This window comes from Chromobacterium sp. FG22 (assembly GCF_057809415.1).
Genome location: NZ_JBMDJX010000004.1, coordinates 33,336 through 54,912 on the forward strand (window position 1 = coordinate 33,336; position 21,577 = coordinate 54,912).

Genomic DNA, 21,577 nt, shown 5'->3' on the forward strand with positions numbered 1-21,577 from the left:
TTTCCGATCAAGACAACAATGTCATGGGAATCGACACATGAACAAACCAACTCTCTTGCTTGCCAGCCTCGGAACCCTGTTCGCCGTCAGCGCCGCCCCGGCGCTGGCCGAAAGCACCCAGCTCAATCTGTCCGCCAGCGCGCAGCGCGAAGTGGCCAACGACCAGATCAGCGCCACCTTCTACCAGCAAATGAGCAACGCCCAGCCGGCGGTGCTGGCCGATAGGCTTAACAAGGCCGCCGCCCAGGGCATTGCGCTGGGCCGCAACTACTCCAAGGTGCAGCTGTCCAGCGGCGGCTACAACACCTGGCCCAATTACGACAAAAACGGCAAGATTCAGGGCTGGCAAGGCCGGGTGGAAATCCAGCTGAAGAGCCGCGACTTCACCCAGGCCGCCGAACTGATGGCCAAACTGCAACAGAACCTGTTGCTGCAAGGGCTGCAATTCAGCGTGTCCGACCAGGCGCGCAAGGAAGCCGAGCAGAGCATGCTGCCGGAGGCCATCGCCAATCTGGAAGCCCAGGCCAAGATCGCCGCCAAGGCGATTGGCAAAAACGTCAGCAATATCAAGGAACTGGACATAGGCAGCCAGTCGCCCATCTTCCGCCCGCCGATGATGATGAAGGCCGCCGGCATGGCCGCCAACGCGGAAGTGGCCCAACCGGACCTACAGCCAGGACAATCGCAACTGCAACTGCAAGTCAGCGGCAAGGTGGAGTTGAAGTAAGCCTTCCAGCCGCCACGGCATTGCGCTAAAGTAGTCGCTCGCCAGGCCTCGCGTCCGGCGAGCACTTCGCCAGCCATCATCCAGAACGACCCGAAACATGAAACTGATCGCCTCGTTGACCAGCCCCTACGCCCGCAAGGTGCGCATCGTGCTGGCCGAAAAGAAAATAGACTGCCCGCTGGAGGAGGACGTGCCGTGGAACGCGGATACCCGCGTCGGCGACTACAATCCTCTGGGCAAGGTGCCGGTTCTGGAACTGGATGACGGCTCGACGCTGTACGACTCGCGCGTCATCGCCGAGTATCTGGACAATATCTCCCCGGTGTCGCGCATCCTGCCGCAGGAAAACCGCCTGCTGATCGCCACCCGCCGCTGGGAAGCGCTGGCCGACGGCATCGTCGACGCCGCGGTGGCCATCGTGCTGGAAAAACGGCGCCCGGACGACAAGCAGATGCCGGAAGTGATCGCGCGCCAACGCGGCAAGATAGACCGCGGCCTGGCCGCGCTCGCCGCCGATCTGGCCGACCGCCAATGGTGCAACGGCGTGGGCTACAGCCTGGCCGACATCGCCGTCGGCGCCTGCCTGGGCTATCTGGATTTCCGCTTCCCGGAAATAGACTGGCGCGACAGCCATCCCAATCTGGCCAGCCTGCTGGAGCGGCTGATGACGCGGCCGTCCTTCGCCGACACCCTGCCGCCGGCCGCCTGAGCCGCGCCGCCGTCACAAAAAACCGGGCCCAAGCCCGGTTTTTTCATGTCGTCTCGCCGCGCGGCGGATAGACAATCCGTTCTCAGACCGGCCGCGGCGCCAGCATGATGATGGCCATCCCGCACAAGGCCACCGCCGCGCCGGCCATGTCCCAAACACTGGGCCGCACGCCGTCCACCAGCCACAGCCACAACAGCGCCACCGCCACGTAGACGCCGCCGTAGGCGGCATAGACCCGGCCCGCCGCCGCCGGATGCAGGCTGAGCAACCAGACGAAGAGCGTCAAGGCCAGCGCCGCCGGCAGCAACAGCCACCACGGCCCCTCCTTGCGCAGCCACAGCCAGGGCAAGTAACAGCCGACGATTTCCGCCACCGCGGTCAGGCCGAACAAGAGCAATAATTTCAAAGCATTCAACATGGGGTCTCGCTGCGCGCCGGCATCAGATCAGGCCGGCGGCGATATTGATCATCAAGGCCAACACCGTGGCGTTGAAAAAGAAGGACAGCACGCAATGCAGCGTGCCCACCTTGCGCATGGCGCTGGTGGTGTAGCTGACGTCGGCCGTCTGTCCGGACGTGCCTATGATGCAGGCGAAATAGAGGAAGTCGCCGTAATCCGGCTCCTCTTTGCCGGGAAACTCCAGGCCCGGCGCCAGGCCGCGCGCGTGGGCGGCGTAGTAGGCCCGCGCGTAATGCAGCGCGAACATCACGTGAATGAAGGCCCAGGAGGAAAAAATGGTCAGGATGGCCAGCGCGACGTGGACGGCGCGCGGCCAGCCGTGCAGGTCCTTGACCGCCGCCAGCTCCAGCACGATGGCGGCCAGGCTGGCCAGCGCCGCCAAAACGGCCAGCGTCATCACCAGCGTCTGCCCCTCGTCCTCCAGCCTGGCCCAATGGCGGATGTGCTGACGGCCCTCGCTGAACATCATCCAGGCCACCAGCGCCAGATAGAGCGCGGCGCCGGCGTTCCAGCCGACGATGTAGCGGGTGATCTCCCGCATCGGCAACAGCCAGGGCAGCGCCAGCACGGTCAGCAGGCCGACGGCGGCGGCGATCACCAGCCGCGGACGGGCCAGCAGCATGCGCGCCGGCGCGAACCGGCGGACGGAGCGAAACAGGGCGGACATGGCGGCGAAACTCCCGGCAATGGATCAGGGCCTCAGTGTACCTGTCCCGGCGCGGGCGGCAAGCCCTCGCCGCTCAGCCCGGCGACGCGCTAAAGCGCCGGGTGAACAGCCGGCGGAAGGTCTCGAACTCACCCGGCGCCAGCGTCAGCCGGCATTGCCTGCCGTTGCGGGTCTCGGTCAGCGCGTCCTCGGTCAGCACCCGGCTGCCTTCGGCGGTCAGCAGGGCCATCAGCCGGCTCTTGTTAAACGGCGAGCGCGGATCCTCGGCGATACGGCGCTGGATCTCGCTCAGCGCGCCGCAATCGGCGATCTCGTCGTCCAGATCGAAACCGTAGGCGATGCGCCAGCTCTCGCCCTCCCCCGGCGGCCGCCGCTCCAGTTGCGCGAAGCCGGCGCCGGCCGGCCAAGCCACCCGGTAGTCGCCGTTGGCGGAGCGCGCCACTTCGCCGCACAGCGGCACCATGCGCAGCGGCTGCTTGAGGCCGTAGCCGCAATCCAGCAGATAGCCCTGGCCTTGATGCCACAGCAGAATGGCGACATGGGTGCCGCCCAGCGGCAACCAGTCCTGGCTGTCTTCATCGAAGATCGTCGCGCGGATCAGGCTGGCTTCCAGGCCGTTGCGGCGCAGGAAGAGATAAAGCAAGGGATTGAGTTCGTAACACAGGCCGCCTTCGTCGCGCAGCGCGATTTTTTCCAGCAGGCTGTGCTCGCTGATGGGCTCGGGCCCGCCCTGGAACAGGCTCAGGTTTTCAAACGGCAGGCTCAAGGCCGTCTCGCGCAACAAGGCGTCGATGTCCTCGAAAGCCAGCGGCCGCTGCGCGTCCCAGCCGACGCGGGCCCGAAAAAGAGCGTTGATGTCCGGCATAGTCCCTCCCGTCTAGCGTCAGACAGGCAATCTAACAGCCGCCGGACGGGATCGACAGATCAATTATCCGGGCGAGACGTTCAAAAAATTTGATGGTCCGCCCCCTTGCGCTCAAACGCCGCTCACCACCAATGCTCCAGCTGCACCCCGAAGGTGGAGCCGCTGAGCGCGTTGCCGAAGGCGCCGCCTTCGGCCAGCGTCGAGCCGGGCGCGGCCGCCTGCTGGGCGGCGCGGTTCCAGCGCGCGTAGGTGTAGAAGAAGCGCAGTTCCGGCCGGCTCCAGAACGCCTTGTCCAGCGCCAGCGTCGGCGCGATGGTGAACTTGCTCAGGGTGCGGACCTGTCCGTCGGCGGCCTTGACCCGGTCGAAACCCAGCTCGGCCGCCAGCTTGAAGCGCTCGCCGAAGGCGTAGACCGGCCGCGCGCCGGCCGACCACCAGGTCTGCCCGCCGTCCGGCCGCGCGTCGCGCTGCCAGGCCAGCATCAGCTGGCCGCCGAACTCGCGCGTGGCCTGCCAGTCCAGCGCCTCCACCAGGCGGCTGCGGCGCGCGCCGCTGTCGCTGACGAGGCTGCCGGTGCCGCCCAGGCCGGTGCCCGGTCCCACCCCGTATTGCAGCGAGAACAGATTGCGGCCGCCCAACACGCCTTTTTGCTCGTGCAGCGCGCTGAGCGACCAGCCGCTGTTCGCGCCCGCCACCTGGCCGGCGCGCTGGATGTAGCTGAGGCCCAGGCTCAGCTCGCCGCCGGGATTGACGGCGATGCCGCCCAATTGCAGATCGTGCTTATTGGCCTGATCCGCCTGCCACCAATTGTCGTTGCGCGAGAAGGCGTAGCTGAGCTTGAGCTCCCGGCCCAGCTTGAAATCCTCCAGGCCGAAGCCGGTGCCGCTGGGGTTCCAGAAATAAAAGTCGGCGATATGCACGTCGTGACGCTTGTAGTAGCGCCGGCCGGCCCACAGCGTGGCGCCGTTCAGCTGCGGGATGTCGCTCCATTTGGCGTAGGCCTGCGGTAGCCGGACATTGCCGTTGTCGCCCTGGAAAGTCAGCGAATGGCCGTTGCGGTTGTACAAGCTGGCCATGCCCACCACGCTGAGCTTGCTGCCGTTGTCGGCCTGGAACAGCTGCTGGCCCAGTTCCAGTTCGGCGTACTGCTCGCATTCGTTGCCGAGCCGGTACTTGGTTTCGGCGCCGGCCAGCTGGAAGCAGCTCTGTTTGCCGCCGCCGTCCGATCCGCCGGCGCCCAGGCGGGCGTAGCCGTGAAAGTCCAGCGCCTGGGCGGCGGCGGGCAGCAACAAGGGGGCGGACAAGGCCAGCAAGGCCAGGCCGCGGGGTGCGAATTGAGTCATTGTTCTCTCCATTTCCCTTAGTTTTGGGCACAGCGCGGCCTGCCGGCCGGGAATGCCGGCAGCTCGCAGAGGATTCACTCCTCGAAAATCTGAGGCTCAGTTCAGAACGGCGCGGTACATCAACGATTCGTAAGGCCGCAGCCGCGCCCGGGCGGGATGCGCCGCCGCGTCGGCGTAATTGGCGCACAGCAGCTGCCAGGCGTGATCCGGGCCCAGGTAGTCGGCCGGCGGCGAGTAGTCGCGCTCCTCGGCGCTGAAATTGCTGATCACCAGCAGCTTCTCGCGCGCTCCGGTCCGCGCGTAGACCCATAGCGCCGTATCGTCCGGCGTCAGGCAGCGGTAATCGCCGTCGCTGAAGATCGGGTACTGCTTGCGCAGCGCGATCAAACGCCGGTAATGCTGCAACACCGAGTCCGGATCGCGGCGCGCGGCGGCGACGTTCACCGTCTCCGCGTCCGGCGCCAGCCCTATCCACGGCTCGCGCCGCGAGAAGCCGGCGAAGCGGCCGTCGTCCCATTGCATAGGCGTGCGCGAGTTGTCGCGCGACTTCTGCCGGATCGCCGCCATCGCCTCTTCCCGCCCCAGGCCGTCGGCCAGCAGCTGGCGATAGGCGTTGCGGGTTTCCACGTCGCGGTAGTCGTCGATATCGGCGAAGCCGGGGTTGGCCATGCCGATTTCCTCGCCCTGGTAGATGTAGGGCGTGCCTTGCAGGCCGTGCAGCGTGGTCGCCAGCATCTTGGCGGACTCCAGCCGGTAGCGGCCGGCGTCGCCGAAGCGCGACACCACTCGCGGCTGATCGTGGTTGCACCAGAACAGCGCGTTCCAGCCGCCGCCCTCATGCATGCCGCGCTGCCAATCAGACAGGATGCGTTTGAGCGCGATGAAATCGAAGGGCGCCGCGCGCCATTTCTCGCCGTCCGGGTAATCCACTTTCAAATGGTGGAAGTTGAAGGTCATCGACAACTCGCGCCGCTCGGGATGCGAATAGGCGACGCAGTGCTCCAGCGAGGTGGACGACATCTCCCCCACCGTCATCAGATCGCGGCCGGCGAACACCTCGCGGTGCATCTGCTGCAGGTATTCGTGCACCCGCGGGCCGTCGGTGTAGAAATGGCGGCCGTCGCTGTCGTCCTCGGAAAAGGCCGGGTCCTTGGAAATCAGATTGATCACGTCCAGCCGGAAACCGGACACGCCCTTGTCCGCCCAGAAGTTCATCATGTCGAACACCGCGCGCCGCACCGCCGGGTTGTCCCAGTTCAGATCCGCCTGGGTCTTGTCGAACAGGTGCAGATAATACTGGCCGCTGGCCTCGTCCCACTCCCAGGCCGACCCGCCGAACTTGGAGCGCCAGTTATTGGGCCGGTCGCGCCAGATGTAGAAATCCCGATAGGGATTGTCCCGGCCCTGCAAGGCCTGACGGAACCACGGATGCTCGGTGGAAGTGTGGTTGACCACGATGTCCAGCATCACCCCGATGCCGCGCAGCCGCGCCTCGGCCAGCAGCAGTTCGAAATCGGCCATGCTGCCGTAGGCCGGGTCTATGGCGTAGTAATCGCTGACGTCGTAGCCGTTGTCGCGCTGCGGCGAACGATAAAATGGCGTCAGCCAGAGATAATCCACCCCCAGCCAGGCCAGGTAGTCCAGCTTGTCCGCCACCCCCAGCAGATCGCCGGTGGCCGTGCCGTGGTGGCTGTAAAAGCTCTTGGGGTAAATCTGGTACACCACCGCGGATTTCAAATTCTTGTTCATCGGAACGGCTTTCGTATCAGGACTGCGGCAACTGACGGCGCGCCAATACCCAGGTCAGCGCGAACGGCGTCACCAGGGCCACCACCATGCCCACCAGGAACATCGGAATCTGCTGCGGAATGATGGAGATGAAGGCCGGCAGGCCGCCGACGCCTATCGCCGAAGCGCGCACATGGCTGAGGGTGATGGTGGCCGCCGCCAGCGCGGAACCGGCCAGCGCCGCGTAGAACGGCAGCTTGTAGCGCAGGTTGACGCCGAACATCGCCGGCTCGGTGATGCCGAAGAAGGCGGAAATCGCCGAGGTGGACGCCATGCTCCTCTCATTGCTGGCGCGCGCCAGCCAGAACATCGCCAGCGCGGCGCTGCCCTGGGCGATATTGGACAAGGCGATCATCGGCCAGATGAAGGTGCCGCCCTGGTTGGCGATCAGCTGCAGATCCACCGCGATGAACATATGGTGCATGCCGGTCAACACCAGCGGCGCGTACAAGGCGCCGAACAGCATCGCGCCCAGCACGGGCGCCAGGTTGAACACATAGACCAGCGCGTCGGTGATGGCGATGCCCAGGTGGCGCGCCACCGGGCCGATCACCGCCAGCGCCAGCACCCCGCTGACCACGATGGTGACGATGGGCACCACCAGCAGCTGGACGGAATTGGGCACCCGCGGCCGCAGCCACAGCTCCACCCTGCACATCACCCAGGTGGCGGCCAGGATGGGCAGGATCTGGCCCTGGTAGCCCACTTTCTCGATGCGGAACCAGCCCAGCACGTCGAAATACGGCAGCGCCGCGCCGTCCAGGCCGGCGGCGGCCTTGCCGTAGTTCCAGGCGTTGAGCAGGTCCGGATGCACCAGCAGCAGGCCCAGCACGATGCCCAGCACCTCGCTGCCGCCAAAACGCTTGGCCGCCGACCAGCCCACCAGCGCCGGCAGGAAGACGAAGGAGGTGTTGGCCATCATATTGATCAGCCCCCACACCCCGTCCAGGCCCGGATAGGCGTCCAGCAGGCTCTTGCCGTCGATGAACATGCCCTTGGCGCCCAGCAGATTGTTCAAGCCCATCAGCAGGCCGGCCACGATGATGGCGGGCAGGATGGGCATGAACACGTCGGAGAACACCTTGACCAGCTGTTGCAAGCGGCCCTGCTTCTGATCGCCGCTGGCCTTGACCTCGGCCACGGTGGCGCGCTGCAGCGCCGCCAGTTCGATCAAGGGCTGGTAGACCCGGTCCACGTCGCCGGAGCCGATCACGATCTGAAACACGCCGCCGTGACTGAACTGACCCTTGATCAGGTCCACCTGGCGCAAGGCCTCCTGGTCCACCCGGCTTTCGTCCTTCAAGGACAGGCGCAGCCGGGTAATGCAGTGCGCGGCCTGCTGGAGGTTGTCGCGGCCGCCCACCGCTTCGAGTATCCGCGCGGCTATCTTCTGGTAATCGTGGCTCATCTGAGGGTCCCTGTATCTCTCGGCCGACGGTCTGCGCCGTCTAGCCCGTTATCAAACCTGGCGGCGATATTGGCAAGCGCCGCCGATGCTGATGGCACGCTAACTGGTACAGACGAGTTGTGTCAACACTCGTATAGACGAGTTTGCGCAAAATCAAACGCCCCCGTGCGTGAACGCAACAGGCGCGACGGATCGCTTCAGATCAAGGAATGACGGCGCGCGCCGCCGCGCCGCTATTTGCGGCGGGCGACGTCGGAGAAGAAGAATTTGTCCAGCCGGTGGCGGGACTCGGTGTATTCGAACTGACGGCCGTCGTAGAGATGAGTGTGGTTCTTGACCACGATCACGTGGTCCATGCCGTTCAGATCCAGATAGCGGCGATCGTCGTCGCCGCAGGCCTGCGCCTCTATCACCCGGCGCGCGTAACTGATGTTCAGGCCCAGCCGCTGTTCGATGAATTCGTAGATGGAGCCGGCGGCGGCCTCCCGGTCCAGGCCCGGTACCAGGCTGGCCACGAAGTAATTGATGTCCAGGATCACGTTTTCATTATCGATATTGCGCACCCGCTTGATCTTGAGCAGCGGGGTTTTCTCGCGCACGTCCAGCAGGCGCGCCAATTGCGCGTCCGCCGGCACCGTCTCCATCTCCGCCACCCGGGAGCTGACGCGGCGGCCCAGGTGCTGATGCGCCTCCTTGAAGCTGACGATGCCGCTGAGCTGGAACTCGATATTGCCGGAGCGCAGCACGAACACGCCCTTGCCGTGAATCTTCTGCACATAGCCGCGCTCCTGCAACATGTCCACCGCCTTGCGCACGGTGCCGCGGCTGGCCTCGTAGCCCTGCATCAGCTCGGTTTCGGAAGGAATGCGGTCGCCTTGCTGGTAACGCTGGTTGTCGATGTCGGCGACGATGTCGGAAAAGATTTGGCTGTATTTGTTCACGGCGTGGATTCGGCAAGATCTGGCGGAGCGCCCCAGTCCGGCAGTCTGCCTCAAGCGCGGGCGGCGCGCCAGTCCGCGCCGGACGCGTTCTTCCGCTCCGCGCAACACTGCATTGTCCGCCGCGGATATTCCGCCGGCCGCCGGCCCGGCGCACACTGGGCGCCTTCCCTCACCAGACAGGAACGTCGTCATGCACGCACCAGAACTCCGCCCGCCGCTGCCGCCCTTCGATCGCGACAGCGCCATCCTCAAGGTCCGCCTGGCCGAAGACGGCTGGAACAGCCGCAATCCGGAACGCGTGGCCCAGGCCTATACCGAAGACAGCCAGTGGCGCAACCGCGCCGAACTCCCGCGCGGCCGCGCGCAGATCATCGACTTCCTCGCCGGCAAATGGCGGCGCGAACACGAGTACCGGCTGATCAAGGAACTATGGGCCCACGACGGCGAGCGCATCGCGGTGCGCTTCGCCTACGAATGGCGGGACGAGGCCGGCCAGTGGTTCCGTTCCTACGGCAACGAAAACTGGGAGTTCGCCGCCGACGGCCTGATGCAGCGCCGCTACGCCTGCATCAACGATCTAGCCATCCGCGAGGACGAGCGCCTGTTCCACTGGCCGCTGGGGCGCAGGCCGGACGATCATCCCGGCCTGAGCGAACTGGGCTTGTAAGAACCTATTCAAAGCCTGCTGCGCTTCAGGCCGCCTTGCACGGCGAGTACAAGCTCAAAATGCTCATGTACCACGAGTACATTCCGCTTTTTCGCTCGTTTTCGCCTTGTCTCGCTCTCGCTCGCGAGACTTTGAACAGGCTCTAAGCCAGACCTAGGCGGCCCTCACTCCGCGAAGCAGGCATCCTCCAGCAACATGTCTTCGAAGAAGGCGCCGAAGGGCCGGGACGGATGGCGGATGTGGATCTCCAACACCCACAGCATGCGCGCCGGCGTGAAGTCCACCTCCGCCAGCGGCCCCTCGTGGATGGCCGCGTGCGGGAAGTCCGCCAGCCGGTGGCCGGACAGATCCAGGTTCAAGACCCAGCCGCGGCCGGCGGCGCAGTCCTCGGCGAAGCGGTACAGCTCACGCCCGCTACAGCCCTCGCTCGCCCATTTGCGCCTCACCTCGTGGAAGATGGCGCGGGCGTCGGCGGCGCAGCGCGCCATCTCGGGATCGGCGCCGGTGACGAAGCTGTCGCCGCCGTCGCCCTCCCACTGTTTCCACACCGGGCCGATGTCGATGAAGAAAATATCGTCCTCGCCCAGACGCACGCCGGGATCGGAGGCCGCGCCGAAAGTCTTCAGCGTGTTGCGGCCAAAGCGCACGTAGACGTCGTGCCAGCCGCGCAGCATGCCGCGCTCGGCCAGGATGTCCTTGGCCTGTTCCACCGCGTCCTCCTCCAGCATGCCCGGCCGCATCGCCGCGGCGATCAGGGCGATCGCCTGCCGGGTTTTGTCCCGCACCGCCATCAATTGCTGCGGATCGAAGGCCGGGCCCACGCCCTCCAGCGCCGATTGTTCAATGCTTGCTTCCATTTCATGCTCCTGTGCTTGAGTGCGGGCAGGCGGTCGCCTACCCGGGTATGGCTATCTGTAAACCGTGCAAGCTTGGCTGCAGGGCGATCTGGCAGGCCAGCCGGCAGCGGCCCCCGTCCGCCTCCGACAGCTCCAGCGCCGCCAGCAGCCGACGCTCCGCGCGCTCCATCGCCGGCAAACGCGGCAGCCAGTCCGGCTCGACGCGCACCAGGCAAGTGCCGCAGGCGGCCTGCCCGCCGCAGACGCCGCGCATCAGGCCGGCGGCGGCCAGCGCCTGCATCAGGCTGCCGGCGGCGGGCGCTTCCAGCCGCCGCTCCCCGCCGTCCGCGGCGCGAACGCTCACCGCCATGACGGCCGCGCTCGGCGCGGCCGACGCCGCCGGCTGGAAGGCGTCGGCCAGGAAACGCTCTTCCGGCAAGCCGCGCTGCCGCGTCAGCAATCGGCGCGCCGCGTCCACCATCGCCGGCGCGCCGCAGGCGTAGACCTCCGCGGTGCGCAAACAGGGAAAATCCTCGGCCGCCGCCTGCTGGACGAAACCGCGCCGGCCGTCCCAGCCCGGATCGGGCTCGGACAGCACCGGCTCGAAGCGGAATCCCGGCCGCTCGCGCTCCCAGGCTCGCAGCTCCTCGAGCAAATACAGGTCGTCCGCGTTGCGGCCGCCCCAGTACAAGGTCACCGGCCGCCGCCCGGCCGCGCCCAGGCCCTGCTGCAGCATCGCCCGCAGCGGCGCGATCCCGGTGCCGGTGGCCAGCATCACGGCCTGATCGACGCCGGAGTCCTCCCGCCACACGCAATCGCCGTAGGGCCCTTGCAGCCAAAGCGCGTCGCCCGGCCGCGCCTGCCGGCGCAGCCATTCCGAAAACGCCCCGCCCGGCAGCAGCCGCACGTGCAACTCCACGCCGCCGTCGGCGCGCGGCGGCGCCGCCATCGAGTAACTGCGCGTCAGCCCGCCCGGAGCCGTCACCGCAACGAATTGCCCGCTGCGGAAAAACAGCGGCGCCGCGTCGGCGCACTCCAGCCGCAGCCCGCAGACCTCGCGCCCCAGTCGCTCTATCGCCGCCAGCCGGTAGCGGCCTGCGCCGCTGTCTGCCTCTTGTGTCATTTGCCGCTCCTTGAATGTCCATCTCGATCACTTTAAGCCGTCTCTGGACCAGCAAAAACATCCAGTTTTGATAAGATTGATGGTCCAGAAACGGGAACGAGAACCAGGAAAGGAGTCCGCGGCATGCTGCGAAAATGGGATTTGCAACTGAGCCTGGATAGAGACGGCGGGCTGCCGGTGCATCTGCAAATCGCCCAGCAGATCAGCGCCGACATCCAACGCGGCCGGCTGCGGCCGGGCGCGCCGCTGCCGGGCAGCCGCGAACTGGCGGCGCAGCTGGGCATCAACCGCAAGACCGCGGTGCTGGCCTACGAGGAACTGGCGGCGCAAGGCTGGCTGCTGACGCAGGGCCGGCGCGGCACCTTCGTCGCGCCCAGCCTGCCGCTGCTGTCGCCGCGGTCCGCGCCGGCCGCCGCGCGGACGCCCGCAAGCGTCCCCGCGCACGACGACATCGACTTTGGCGACGGCGTGCCGGATTCGCGGCTGATTCCCTTCGACGTGCTGGGCCGCGCCTACCGCCGCGCGCTGATCGCCGCGGCCCGCGCCGGGCGTCTGGCCTACGGCGACCCGCGCGGCGAACTGCCCTTGCGCCAGGCCTTGGCGGAAATGCTGGACATGGAGCGCGGGCTCAACGCCGACGCCGAACGCATCTGCCTGGTGCGCGGCAGCCAGATGGGCATCTATCTGGCCGGCCGGGCGCTGCTGCGGCCCGGCGACGCGGTGGCGCTGGACGCGCTCAGCTATCCGCCGGCGCGCGAAGCCTTTCGCTCTCTGGGCGCGCGGCCGTTGGACGTGGAACAGGACGCCGCCGGCATGCGTGCGGACGCGCTGGAGCGGCTGTGCCGGAGCCAGCCGGTCAAGGCCGTCTACCTGACCCCTCACCACCAGTATCCGACCACGCGGATGATGCCGGCCGAACGCCGGCTGCAATTGCTGGCCCTGTCGCGACGCTACGGCTTCGCCATCATCGAGGACGACTACGACCACGAATTCCACTACAGCCGCAGCCCGGTGCTGCCCATGGCCAGCCTGGACGCCGCCGAGCGCATCGTTTACGTCGGCTCCCTGTCCAAAGTGCTGGCGCCGGGGCTGCGCGTCGGCTACCTGGTGGCCGAGCCCGCCCTCATCCAGCGCTGCGCCGCCGACATCATGCTGATAGACCGCCAAGGCAACGCCGTCACCGAACTGGCGGTGGCCGAACTGATGCACAGCGGCGAACTGAAACGCCATCTCCGCCGCGCGCTGCGCATCTACCGCGCGCGCCGCCAGGCGCTGGCCGACGCGATAGACCGCCATCTGGCCGGCCTGGCCGAATACGAGCTGCCGGAAGGCGGGCTGGCGCTTTGGCTGCGGCTGCCGTCCTGGGTGGACATGCCGCGGCTGGGCGCGGACGCGCGCAGCGCGGGCGTACGCTTCCTGCCCGGCGGCGCCTTCGCCGACGACGGCCGCGACATCCCGGCGCTGCGCCTGGGCTTCGGCGCGCTGGAAGCGGAGCAACTGGAGCAAGGCGTCGCCCGCCTGGCGCAGGCGCTGCGCCGGCAAATTCCGGCGACGGGATTGCGGAGCTCATGACAAAGAACTAATCTGAGCCGACACCCTCACCCTAAAGGCCGCGCATGAGCCAAGCCCACGCCCCCTACCGGCTAACGCTGGAACGCCTGATCGACGCTCCGCCGGAACAGGTTTACCGCGCCTGGACCGACCCCGAACTGCTATGCCAATGGTTCACCCCGCGGCCGTGGACGGTGGCCTCGGCCGAACTAGACGTCCGGCCCGGCGGCTCCAGCCTGGTGGTGATGCGCAGTCCGGAAGGACAGGACTTCCCCAATCGCGGCGTCTATCTGGAAGTGCGGCCCGGGCGCCGTCTGGTGTTCACCGACGCTTACACCGAAGCCTGGCTGCCTTCGGCCAAGCCCTTCATGACCGTGACGCTGGAATTCCAGCCCCGCGACGGCAAGACGCATTACCGCGCGGACGTCTTGCACTGGACCGAGGCCGACCTGCGCGAACACGAGGCGATGGGCTTCGCCAGCGGCTGGGGCCAGGCCACCGATCAACTGGAAGACCTGCTGGCCGGGCTGGGCGGAGGCGCTTGAGCGTGTGCTTTTTTATCAATCGCTTAGCGCCCGCGCCGTCGCCGGAACCGCCCACAGCGGCGGCGCGCCTTGCCAAAACAGGCAAAAAACGCTACATTCGGGCGCTCTAGCCGAAAACGCGCGGGTGTAGCTCAATGGTAGAGCAGAAGCTTCCCAAGCTTACGACGAGGGTTCGATTCCCTTCACCCGCTCCAGTCCGATTTCCCAACCCGTAACCTAGATCAAACCGCTGGCATGGCCCATCCGAGCATCCACCCATGAAATTGAACTCCGGCCGGCTGTGGCTTCGCATCGCTGTTTACAGCCTCACCGCGCTAGTGGCGGTCGTCGTGCTGGTGCAATCGCTGATCTACTGGCAATTTAATGAAGCTCAGGTGCGCGGCACCCTGTCGCACGCCTTGCAGGACACCGGCCGCGTCATCAGCATCGAAGGCCGCGTCACCCCGATATTGTTCCCCTCTCCCGGCATCCAGATCGAAAAGCTCTCCGTCTCCGAACCGGGCCAGCAAACGCCGTTTGCCCGCGTGGAGGAATTGCGCGTCGGCCTGGCCTGGTGGCCGCTGCTGTTCGGCAACCGCGAAGTGAGCTCGGTGGCGCTGTACGGCCCCAGCGCCAACATCAGCCGCGGCGAAGACGGCCGCCTGTCCATCGCCGATCTGTTTCAGCGCCATAGCCAGAGCAGCTTCTCCATCAAGCTGGACACGCTGAAGATACGCGAGGGCACCCTGGTGCTGTCCGACCAGATGACCCATACCGACAGCCGCGTCGCCAGCATCAGCCTGGACGCGGACGATCTGCGCGGCGGCGCCAGCCTCAGCGCCGGCGCCATCCTGGAACAGGGCTCGCGCCCGGTGCGCCTGGCGGTCAACACGCCGCTGTCCATCCAGGACGACCAGGTCAGCCTGGAAGCGCTGGACGCGGTGGCGATGACCCAGGTTCCCGGCCTGGGCGAAAGCAAACTCACCGTCAGCGGCCAGTACAAACTCAATTTCGCCACCTTGCAGGCCACCGGCAGCAATGTGGCGCTCGCCTTCAGCAGCGAGCGGCCCAGCAGCGAAGTCCACCTGGCGCTGCCGCAGATCAACGCCAGCTTCGACGAGCTGACCATGCCTTCCGGCCAGCTGAGCGCCAAGCTCAGCTACGCGCGCAGCCAGTACCAGCTGGAAGCCGCGCTGGAAAACCTCAAGCTCAACGAAGCCGGCCTGTACGCCGACAAGCTGCACGGCGACTTCAACTGGCTGGCCGGCTCCACCAAGGTCAACGTCAAGCTCAACGCGCCGCTGTCCCTGGCCGGCATGAATCAATTGCGGATGCAGCCCTTGGCGCTGACCTCCACCATCACCACCCCGCTGCTGCCGCGCGGCAAGCTGGTGTCCACCATGGACGGCGCGCTGGACGGCGATCTGGACGAGCCGCGCTTCAATCTGCGCGTCGCCGGCAAGATGGACGGCTCCGACCTCGCCGTCACCGTCAGCCAGTACGGCCTGATCAAGCCGCGCCACGAAGCCACGGTGTCGGTGGGCCGTCTGGACCTGAACCGCTACCTGCCGGAAAGCAAGGGCGATCCGGTGGCCATCTTCCAGAACACCGGCGACATCCCGCTGGACTGGCTGGACCTGTTCGACCTCACCGGCAAGGTGGCGGTGGGCGAGCTGGCGGTGGGCCGCTTCCGCATCAAGCAGATCAGCAGCAATGTGCGCATCAACCCGCGCGAGCTGGAGCTGGACCAGATGTCGGCCGACATCTACGAAGGCAGGCTGCAAGGCGACGCCAGCCTCAGCCGCCGCGACGTGCCGCAGCTGAAAGTGAACCAGACGCTGCAGGGCATGAAGATCCGCCCGCTGCTGGTGGACCTGTTCAACTTCAGCCGCCTGGACGGCAAGGGCAACGGCAAGATAGACATCAACGCCGACGGCAAATCCTTCGCCCAGCTGCGCGACACCCTGAGCGGCAATGTGCAGATGAGCTTGAACAACGGCGCGCTGACCGGCATCGACCTGGTGGCGGCGCTGAAGAACCTGCCGGCCGAGCTGAAGGAATGGAACAGCGCCGCGCAGAACGACCAGAAAACCACCTTCGCCACGCTGTCCAGCAGCTTCCGCCTGGACAAGGGCGTGGCGCGCAGCCAGGACCTGAAGCTGGCCTCTCAGCTGATGAATGTCGGCGGCGGCGGCAAGATAGACCTGAAGCAAAGCATCGTCGACTACACCATGGACGTGCAGGCCAACCCGCTGGCCTTCGCCCGCCTCAAGGGCGTCAACGTGCCGCTGAAGATCACCGGCCCGCTGAACGCGCCGGTCTACGCGCTGGACTTCAACGCCATGGTCAAGGGCAAGAAGACCGAGGTGGAAAAGCAGCAGGCGCTGAAGCAGCAGTTGCAAAAGCAGATCACCACCATCCTGCCTTAACGCCCGACAAACAGCATCAAGACGAACGGCCCCCGCGGCTCACGCCGCGAGGGCCGTTCGACGTCCTCCCGCCGGTCCTTACTCCCCCTGCAGAATCCGGTACTCGGCCAGCGCCAGCTGCTCCGGCGTGCCCAGCAACACCAGCGCGTCGCCCTGCTCCACCTCGAAACTGTCGTCGAAATCGGTGCGCCGCACCCGCTGACGGCGGATCGCCTTCAATTCCACGCCCAAATCCCTCAGATGCAGATTGGCCAACGGCTGGCCCACCGCCGCCGCTCCGGTGCAGACCTGAATGCTCTGCAGCCGCGGCACCAAGGCCTCGTCCATGCCCTCGCCCTCGTCGCTGACGCCGCGGAAGAAGCCGCGGAACAGGCCGTAGCGCTCCTCGCGCACCGCGCGGATGCGGCGCACCACCCGGCTCGGCGGCACGCCGACCACCAGCAGCGCCTGCGAGGCCAACATCAAGCTGCCCTCCATCACCTCGGCCACCACCTCGTCGGCGCCGGCATGGCGCAGCTGATCCATATCGCTGTCGTCCACCGTGCGCACGATCACCGGCAGCCCCGGCCGCGCATGCTCCACCGAACTCAAAATGCGCAGGGCCGCGTGGGTGTCGGCGAAGGTCACCACCACCGCCTTGGCGCGCATCAGCCCGGCCGCCACCAGCACCTCGTGCTTGCCGGCGTCGCCGAACACCACCGGATCGCCGGCCTCGCCGGCCTCGCGCACCCGCTCCGGGTCCATGTCCAGCGCGAAGAACGGGATCTCCTCCGCCTCCAGCAAGCGCGCCAGCGCCTGACCGCTGCGGCCGTAGCCGCAGATCACCACATGGTCACTCTTGGACATGCTCTCCACCAGCATATGGTGCAGGTCCAGCGCCTGGAACATCCAATCCTGCTTGATCAGGCGGCGGGTGATCTTGTCCCCGTACAGGATCAGGAAGGGCGCGATCAGCATCGAGATCAGAATCGCGGCGATCGCCGCCTGAGCGGTGCCGGCCGGCACCAGATGCAGGTTCAAGGCCAGCGCCAGCAGCACAAAGCCGAATTCGCCGCCCTGGGCCAGGGCCAGCGCGGCGCGCATGGATTCATTGGACTTGTGGCGGAAGCCGCGCGCCACCCCGAACACCACCGCCACCTTGATCGGCAGCAACAGGGCCAGCATCAGCAGCACTTCGCCGAAACGCTCGAACAACACCGTCAGTTCCAGCTTCATGCCCACGGTGACAAAGAAGAAGCCCAGCAGGATGTCGCGGAACGGCCGGATGTCCTCCTCCACCTGATAGCGGTATTCGGTTTCCGAAATCAACATGCCGGCGACGAAGGCGCCCAAGGCCAGCGACAGGCCGGACAGCTCGGTCAGCCAGGCCACGCCCAGCGTCACCAGCAGCACATTGATCATGAACAGCTCGCCCGAGCGCTGGCGCGCCACCAGATGGAACCACGGCCGCAGCAGGCGCTGGCCGAAGAACAGCAGCAAGGCCAGCACCACCACCACCTTCAGCGCCGCCAGGCCCAGGTCCATCCACAAGGTGTCGCTGCCGCCGGCGAAGGCCGGGAACAGAATCAGCAAGGGCACCACCGCGATGTCCTGGAACAACAGCACGCCAATGGCCAGCTGGCCATGGGCCTGGTTCAGCTCCAGACGCTCGTTCAGCAATTTGCTGACGATGGCGGTGGACGACATCGCCAGCGCGCCGCCGACGGCGAAACCGGTCAGCGGACTGCCGCTGAGCCAGCCCACCGCCAGGCCCACCAGCAACATGGTGGCCGCCACCTGACCGAAGCCGACGCCGAACACCAGCTGCCGCATCGCGCGCAGCTTGGGCAGGGAAAACTCCAGGCCGATGGAGAACATCATGAAGACAATGCCGATCTCGCCGAGAAAGGCGGTTTCCTCGCCTTGCGGAATCAGATTCATCACGCCGGGGCCGGCCAGAAAGCCCACCACCAGATAACCGAGCATGGCCGGCACTTTCAGGCTGCGGCACAAGGTCACCGACAACACCGCGGCCAGCAGAACCAAGACGATAGGGGCTAGTGACGAATGCATCGCGCGGCGGGGCTCCTGAAGCGAGAGAAAGGAAAAAGACTGCAATTTTTAACACATGCCAAGCAAAAGATGCACCAGCCTGCGTTCAGCGATTATAACCTTTGATATACTTTCGAATTATGGAAAAAGTACAAGCTCCGTCCCGGCTCCAATTGGCCCGGGAAGTCCTGCAGATAGAGTCCGAAGCCCTCACCGCGCTGTCGCGCAGCCTGAACGGCGACTTTCTCGCCGCCGTGGACCTGATCCTGGCCAGCGCCGGCCGTCTGGTAATCACCGGCATGGGCAAGTCCGGCCACGTGGCGCGCAAGATCGCCGCCACGCTGGCCAGCACCGGCACGCCGGCCTTCTTCGTTCACCCGGGCGAGGCCGCCCACGGCGATCTGGGCATGATCACCGCCCAGGACATCGTGCTGGCGCTGTCCAACTCCGGCGAAAGCGACGAAATCATCGCCCTGCTGCCGGCCTTGAAGCGCAAGGGCGTGCGCTTGATCTGCATGACCGGACGCGAAAGCTCCACCATGGCGCAGGAGGCCGACATCCACCTGGACGCCCGCGTGGAGAAGGAAGCCTGCCCGCTGGGCCTGGCCCCCACCACCAGCACCACGGTGCAGATGGCGCTGGGCGACGCGCTGGCGGTCACGCTGATGGACGCGCGCGGCTTCGGCCAGGGCGATTTCGCGCTGTCGCATCCGGGCGGCAGCCTGGGGCGCAAGCTGCTGGTCCACGTTTCCGACATCATGCACAGCGGCGAGGAATTGCCGCGGGTGGCGCCGGGCACGCCGCTGAAGGACGCCTTGCTGGAACTGTCCCGCAAGCGCCTGGGCATGCTGGCCGTCTGCGCCGCCGACGACGCCCTGCTGGGCGTCTACACCGACGGCGACCTGCGCCGCACGCTGGAACGTTCCGCCAACCTTTACGATCTGACCATCGATCAGGTGATGAGCCGCTCGCCGCGCACCATCAGCCCCAAAAAGCTGGCCACCGAGGCGGTGTTCCTGATGGAACAGAACAAGATCACCAGCCTGCTGGTCGTAGATGAAAGCAACAAATTGATAGGCGCGCTGCATCTGCACGATCTATTCAAGGCCGGCGTGATCTGAGTCGCCGGCATTAGCAAGGACAAGCATGCAAAGCATTTTTGAGCAGGCCCGCAAGGTCAAGCTGCTGATCATGGACGTGGACGGCGTGATGACCGACGGCCGCATCTACTACAACGCCCACGGCGAAGAAAGCAAATCCTTCAATGTGCAGGACGGCCTGGGCCTGCGCCTGCTGCAATCCACCGGGGTCCAGCTGGCCATCATCTCCGGCCGCGCCGACCGCTGCGTCGAGCATCGCGCCCAGGCGCTGCACATCGACCACTACTACGGCGGCGTGCACGACAAGAAACTGGCCTTGGGCGAACTGCTGGAACTCACCGGCCTGACGGCCGAGGAATGCGCCTTCATCGGCGACGATCTGATCGACCTGCCCATCATCACCCGCGTCGGCCTGGCCGTCGCGGTGCCGGAAGCGCCGGCCCTGGTGCGCCAGCGCGCCCACTACGTGACCGGCTGCTCCGGCGGCAAGGGCGCGGTGCGCGAGCTGGCCGAGCTGATCATGCAGGCCCAGGGCTCCTTCGACGCCATCCTGGCCAGGTATCTGGCATGATCCGCCTGCTGCGCTCCCACCGCCTGTTCCCGCTGCTGCTGGTGGGCCTGACCGGCCTGTTGACCGTGTGGCTGGACCAGGTCTCGCGCTGGGACAGCAACCGCCGCGAACTGGACCCGGACAAGCCCGAGTACGTGGCCGAACACCTGATCGCCACCCGCTTCGACCCGCAAGGCAAGCTCTACGAGCGGCTGATCGCCTCGCGCATGTGGCAATACCCGGGCAAGGACGACGCCTTCTTCGAAAATCCCGAGCTCTACCAGTACCAGCAAGGCGCGCTGCAATACCAGTTGATCGGCGACGTCGGCCGTTACAACAACAAAACCCAGCAAGCCTATTTCGACAAGAAGGCGACCATGATCCAGCCCGCCGCCGCGGACAAGCCGGAGACCAAGGTCGTCACCAGCGCCATGCATGTCGACACCGGCAAGAAAATCGCCCGCTCCGCCGCGCCCACCGTATTCTTCCAGGGCAAATCGCACGGCAACTCCGTGGGCTTCGTCTACCAGCAACAGACAGGTTTGTTGAACCTGCTGTCTCACACCAAGATCATTTATGAAAAATAAGCTCCGTCTCCTGCTGGCCGGCCTGGCACTGGCCGCCGCCTCCGTCGCCCACGCCGAACAAGCCGACCGCACCAAGCCGATGGAAATCACCAGCGACAACGGCTGCACCATGGACCAGATCAAGGGCGTCTCCACTTGCGAAGGCAATGTGGTGATCATCCAGGGCACCTTGCGGCTCAACGCCGACAAAGTCGTCGCCACCCAGGACAAGCAGGGCAACCAGACCCTGGTGGCCACCGGCCGCATCGTCACCTTCCGCCAGAAAATGGACGGCAAGAACGAATGGGTGGAAGGCCAGTCCAGCCGCCTCGACTACAGCAGCGCGGCCAACCTCGCGGTGCTGACCGGCAACGCCCGGGTCAAGCGCGAAGGCGACCTGGTGGTGGGCAATGTGATCACCTACAACACCCAGAACGAAACCTACCAAGTCACGGGCGGCACCGCCACCGGCCCCAACAAGGGCCGCGTCACCGTGATCCTGCAGCCCAAGAACACCGCCTCCCAGCCGGCGACGGCCAAACCCGCCAGCGGAGCCGCCAAATGACGCAAAGCGTGCTCAAGGTGGAGCGCCTGCGCAAGCGCTTCAAGAAACGCACCGTGGTCAAGGACGTGGCGCTGGAAATCGCCAGCGGCGAAGTGGTGGGCCTGCTCGGCCCCAACGGCGCCGGCAAGACCACCAGCTTCTACATGATCGTCGGCCTGATCGGCGCCGACGACGGCGAGATTCGCCTGGACGATCAGGTGATCACCCACTACCCCATCCACCAGCGCGCGCGCCTGGGCCTCGGCTATCTGCCGCAGGAAGCCTCCATCTTCCGCCGCATGACGGTGGAGGAGAACATCGCCGCCATCCTGGAAGTGTCCGGCCTCAAAGGCAAGGAACTGGACAAGGAACTGGACCTGCTGCTGGACGACCTCAATATCGGCCACCTGCGCGACAGCAGCGCGCTGTCGCTGTCCGGCGGCGAACGCCGCCGCGTGGAGATCGCCCGCGTGCTGGCCACCCGGCCGCGCTTCATCCTGCTGGACGAACCCTTCGCCGGCGTCGATCCGATCGCGGTGATCGACATCCAGAAAATCATCTCCTTCCTGAAGGAACGCGGCATCGGCGTGCTGATCACCGACCACAATGTGCGTGAAACCCTGCGCATCTGCGACCGCGCCTACATCATCAGCGAAGGCTCGGTGCTCGCCTCCGGCGAGCCGGAAGAACTGGTCAACAACGAGAAGGTGCGCGAAGTTTACCTTGGCGAACACTTCCACCTGTAAGC

At 66.2% G+C, this 21,577-nt stretch carries 21 protein-coding genes and 1 tRNA gene; 12 read left to right on the forward strand and 10 right to left on the reverse strand.

Annotated elements, in window-relative coordinates; genetic code table 11:
• The first annotated feature begins 37 nt into the window (after window positions 1-37).
• Window positions 38-727, forward strand: coding sequence for an SIMPL domain-containing protein (locus ACODSD_RS05160; RefSeq protein ID WP_107798261.1), 690 nt, complete (start codon window positions 38-40; stop codon window positions 725-727).
• 97 nt (window positions 728-824) lie between these two features.
• Window positions 825-1,436, forward strand: a complete 612-nt coding sequence (locus ACODSD_RS05165; RefSeq protein WP_227107076.1) for a glutathione S-transferase — start codon at window positions 825-827, stop codon at window positions 1,434-1,436.
• Between the two features lie 82 nt (window positions 1,437-1,518).
• Here ACODSD_RS05165 and ACODSD_RS05170 read toward each other — a convergent pair whose 3' ends face one another.
• From ACODSD_RS05170 to treR, 7 genes are all read right to left on the reverse strand, one after another.
• Window positions 1,519-1,854, reverse strand: coding sequence for a YnfA family protein (locus ACODSD_RS05170; RefSeq protein ID WP_166450669.1), 336 nt, complete (start codon window positions 1,852-1,854; stop codon window positions 1,519-1,521).
• Window positions 1,855-1,876: 22 nt separating this feature from the next.
• Window positions 1,877-2,563: a DUF1345 domain-containing protein gene (locus ACODSD_RS05175; RefSeq protein WP_227107074.1), complete on the reverse strand. Its 687-nt coding sequence runs from the start codon at window positions 2,561-2,563 to the stop codon at window positions 1,877-1,879.
• A gap of 73 nt (window positions 2,564-2,636) precedes the next feature.
• Window positions 2,637-3,428, reverse strand: coding sequence for an arylamine N-acetyltransferase family protein (locus ACODSD_RS05180; protein ID WP_107798260.1), 792 nt, complete (start codon window positions 3,426-3,428; stop codon window positions 2,637-2,639).
• 122 nt (window positions 3,429-3,550) lie between these two features.
• Window positions 3,551-4,771 (reverse strand): maltoporin, encoded by a 1,221-nt coding sequence (locus ACODSD_RS05185; RefSeq protein WP_253313854.1) that lies wholly within the window; start codon window positions 4,769-4,771, stop codon window positions 3,551-3,553.
• 96 nt (window positions 4,772-4,867) lie between these two features.
• Window positions 4,868-6,520: an alpha,alpha-phosphotrehalase gene (gene treC / locus ACODSD_RS05190; protein ID WP_107798258.1), complete on the reverse strand. Its 1,653-nt coding sequence runs from the start codon at window positions 6,518-6,520 to the stop codon at window positions 4,868-4,870.
• A gap of 16 nt (window positions 6,521-6,536) precedes the next feature.
• Window positions 6,537-7,967, reverse strand: a complete 1,431-nt coding sequence (gene treP / locus ACODSD_RS05195) for a PTS system trehalose-specific EIIBC component (RefSeq protein WP_107798257.1) — start codon at window positions 7,965-7,967, stop codon at window positions 6,537-6,539.
• A gap of 233 nt (window positions 7,968-8,200) precedes the next feature.
• Window positions 8,201-8,908, reverse strand: coding sequence for a trehalose operon repressor (gene treR, locus ACODSD_RS05200; protein ID WP_199225800.1), 708 nt, complete (start codon window positions 8,906-8,908; stop codon window positions 8,201-8,203).
• A 190-nt stretch (window positions 8,909-9,098) separates the two neighbouring features.
• On the opposite strand from treR, the gene ACODSD_RS05205 reads away from it, so the two are divergent.
• Entirely contained in the window at window positions 9,099-9,575 is a 477-nt protein-coding gene (locus tag ACODSD_RS05205) for a nuclear transport factor 2 family protein (RefSeq protein WP_488876926.1), read from the forward strand.
• Window positions 9,576-9,739: 164 nt separating this feature from the next.
• Here ACODSD_RS05205 and ACODSD_RS05210 read toward each other — a convergent pair whose 3' ends face one another.
• Window positions 9,740-10,432: a M24 family metallopeptidase gene (locus ACODSD_RS05210; RefSeq protein WP_488876927.1), complete on the reverse strand. Its 693-nt coding sequence runs from the start codon at window positions 10,430-10,432 to the stop codon at window positions 9,740-9,742.
• A 37-nt stretch (window positions 10,433-10,469) separates the two neighbouring features.
• Complete coding sequence (locus ACODSD_RS05215) at window positions 10,470-11,534, reverse strand: FAD-binding oxidoreductase (protein WP_488876928.1); 1,065 nt, start codon at window positions 11,532-11,534, stop codon at window positions 10,470-10,472.
• 123 nt (window positions 11,535-11,657) lie between these two features.
• On the opposite strand from ACODSD_RS05215, the gene pdxR reads away from it, so the two are divergent.
• The 4 genes from pdxR to ACODSD_RS05235 all read left to right on the forward strand — a co-directional run bounded on the left by pdxR (window position 11,658) and on the right by ACODSD_RS05235 (window position 16,038).
• Window positions 11,658-13,106 carry a MocR-like pyridoxine biosynthesis transcription factor PdxR gene (gene pdxR, locus ACODSD_RS05220; protein WP_253313850.1) on the forward strand — a complete coding sequence of 483 codons (1,449 nt, stop codon included), beginning with the start codon at window positions 11,658-11,660 and terminating at the stop codon, window positions 13,104-13,106.
• A gap of 44 nt (window positions 13,107-13,150) precedes the next feature.
• A complete protein-coding gene (locus ACODSD_RS05225) occupies window positions 13,151-13,630 on the forward strand; it encodes an SRPBCC family protein (RefSeq protein ID WP_227107062.1) in 480 nt (159 codons plus the stop codon).
• A gap of 120 nt (window positions 13,631-13,750) precedes the next feature.
• Window positions 13,751-13,824 (forward strand) — tRNA-Gly (locus ACODSD_RS05230).
• 63 nt (window positions 13,825-13,887) lie between these two features.
• A complete protein-coding gene (locus ACODSD_RS05235; RefSeq protein WP_107798250.1) occupies window positions 13,888-16,038 on the forward strand; it encodes an AsmA family protein in 2,151 nt (716 codons plus the stop codon).
• A gap of 78 nt (window positions 16,039-16,116) precedes the next feature.
• Here the strand turns inward: ACODSD_RS05235 and ACODSD_RS05240 are convergent, their stop codons facing one another.
• Window positions 16,117-18,090 carry a monovalent cation:proton antiporter family protein gene (locus ACODSD_RS05240; RefSeq protein ID WP_107798249.1) on the reverse strand — a complete coding sequence of 658 codons (1,974 nt, stop codon included), beginning with the start codon at window positions 18,088-18,090 and terminating at the stop codon, window positions 16,117-16,119.
• Between the two features lie 119 nt (window positions 18,091-18,209).
• Between ACODSD_RS05240 and ACODSD_RS05245 the strand changes: the two genes are divergently transcribed.
• Genes ACODSD_RS05245 through lptB form a run of 5 tightly spaced genes read left to right on the forward strand, consistent with a single transcriptional unit; the run spans window position 18,210 to window position 21,575 of the window.
• Window positions 18,210-19,190, forward strand: coding sequence for a KpsF/GutQ family sugar-phosphate isomerase (locus ACODSD_RS05245; RefSeq protein WP_227107058.1), 981 nt, complete (start codon window positions 18,210-18,212; stop codon window positions 19,188-19,190).
• 25 nt (window positions 19,191-19,215) lie between these two features.
• Window positions 19,216-19,740, forward strand: coding sequence for a KdsC family phosphatase (locus tag ACODSD_RS05250; protein WP_107798247.1), 525 nt, complete (start codon window positions 19,216-19,218; stop codon window positions 19,738-19,740).
• Entirely contained in the window at window positions 19,737-20,306 is a 570-nt protein-coding gene (lptC, locus tag ACODSD_RS05255) for an LPS export ABC transporter periplasmic protein LptC (RefSeq protein ID WP_107798246.1), read from the forward strand. Before ACODSD_RS05250 ends, lptC begins: the two co-directional genes overlap by 4 nt.
• A complete protein-coding gene (gene lptA / locus ACODSD_RS05260) occupies window positions 20,296-20,850 on the forward strand; it encodes a lipopolysaccharide transport periplasmic protein LptA (RefSeq protein ID WP_107798245.1) in 555 nt (184 codons plus the stop codon). The genes lptC and lptA overlap by 11 nt, the downstream gene beginning before the upstream one ends.
• Window positions 20,847-21,575, forward strand: a complete 729-nt coding sequence (lptB, locus tag ACODSD_RS05265) for an LPS export ABC transporter ATP-binding protein (protein ID WP_227107056.1) — start codon at window positions 20,847-20,849, stop codon at window positions 21,573-21,575. The genes lptA and lptB overlap by 4 nt, the downstream gene beginning before the upstream one ends.
• The last annotated feature ends 2 nt before the right edge of the window (window positions 21,576-21,577 follow it).

Bases quoted from the DNA above. Each gene is read 5' to 3' on its own strand.
- ACODSD_RS05185 (WP_253313854.1), bottom strand. From the start codon at position 4,771: ATGACTCAATTCGCACCCCGCGGCCTGGCCTTGCTGGCCTTGTCCGCC.
- lptB (WP_227107056.1), top strand. From the start codon at position 20,847: ATGACGCAAAGCGTGCTCAAGGTGGAGCGCCTGCGCAAGCGCTTCAAG.
- ACODSD_RS05250 (WP_107798247.1), top strand. From the start codon at position 19,216: ATGCAAAGCATTTTTGAGCAGGCCCGCAAGGTCAAGCTGCTGATCATG.
- ACODSD_RS05205 (WP_488876926.1), top strand. From the start codon at position 9,099: ATGCACGCACCAGAACTCCGCCCGCCGCTGCCGCCCTTCGATCGCGAC.
- ACODSD_RS05225 (WP_227107062.1), top strand. From the start codon at position 13,151: ATGAGCCAAGCCCACGCCCCCTACCGGCTAACGCTGGAACGCCTGATC.
- treP (WP_107798257.1), bottom strand. From the start codon at position 7,967: ATGAGCCACGATTACCAGAAGATAGCCGCGCGGATACTCGAAGCGGTG.
- pdxR (WP_253313850.1), top strand. From the start codon at position 11,658: ATGCTGCGAAAATGGGATTTGCAACTGAGCCTGGATAGAGACGGCGGG.
- ACODSD_RS05210 (WP_488876927.1), bottom strand. From the start codon at position 10,432: ATGGAAGCAAGCATTGAACAATCGGCGCTGGAGGGCGTGGGCCCGGCC.
- ACODSD_RS05215 (WP_488876928.1), bottom strand. From the start codon at position 11,534: ATGACACAAGAGGCAGACAGCGGCGCAGGCCGCTACCGGCTGGCGGCG.
- ACODSD_RS05165 (WP_227107076.1), top strand. From the start codon at position 825: ATGAAACTGATCGCCTCGTTGACCAGCCCCTACGCCCGCAAGGTGCGC.
- lptC (WP_107798246.1), top strand. From the start codon at position 19,737: ATGATCCGCCTGCTGCGCTCCCACCGCCTGTTCCCGCTGCTGCTGGTG.
- ACODSD_RS05240 (WP_107798249.1), bottom strand. From the start codon at position 18,090: ATGCATTCGTCACTAGCCCCTATCGTCTTGGTTCTGCTGGCCGCGGTG.
- ACODSD_RS05160 (WP_107798261.1), top strand. From the start codon at position 38: ATGAACAAACCAACTCTCTTGCTTGCCAGCCTCGGAACCCTGTTCGCC.
- ACODSD_RS05180 (WP_107798260.1), bottom strand. From the start codon at position 3,428: ATGCCGGACATCAACGCTCTTTTTCGGGCCCGCGTCGGCTGGGACGCG.
- ACODSD_RS05245 (WP_227107058.1), top strand. From the start codon at position 18,210: ATGGAAAAAGTACAAGCTCCGTCCCGGCTCCAATTGGCCCGGGAAGTC.
- treC (WP_107798258.1), bottom strand. From the start codon at position 6,520: ATGAACAAGAATTTGAAATCCGCGGTGGTGTACCAGATTTACCCCAAG.
- ACODSD_RS05175 (WP_227107074.1), bottom strand. From the start codon at position 2,563: ATGTCCGCCCTGTTTCGCTCCGTCCGCCGGTTCGCGCCGGCGCGCATG.
- ACODSD_RS05170 (WP_166450669.1), bottom strand. From the start codon at position 1,854: ATGTTGAATGCTTTGAAATTATTGCTCTTGTTCGGCCTGACCGCGGTG.
- lptA (WP_107798245.1), top strand. From the start codon at position 20,296: ATGAAAAATAAGCTCCGTCTCCTGCTGGCCGGCCTGGCACTGGCCGCC.
- ACODSD_RS05235 (WP_107798250.1), top strand. From the start codon at position 13,888: ATGAAATTGAACTCCGGCCGGCTGTGGCTTCGCATCGCTGTTTACAGC.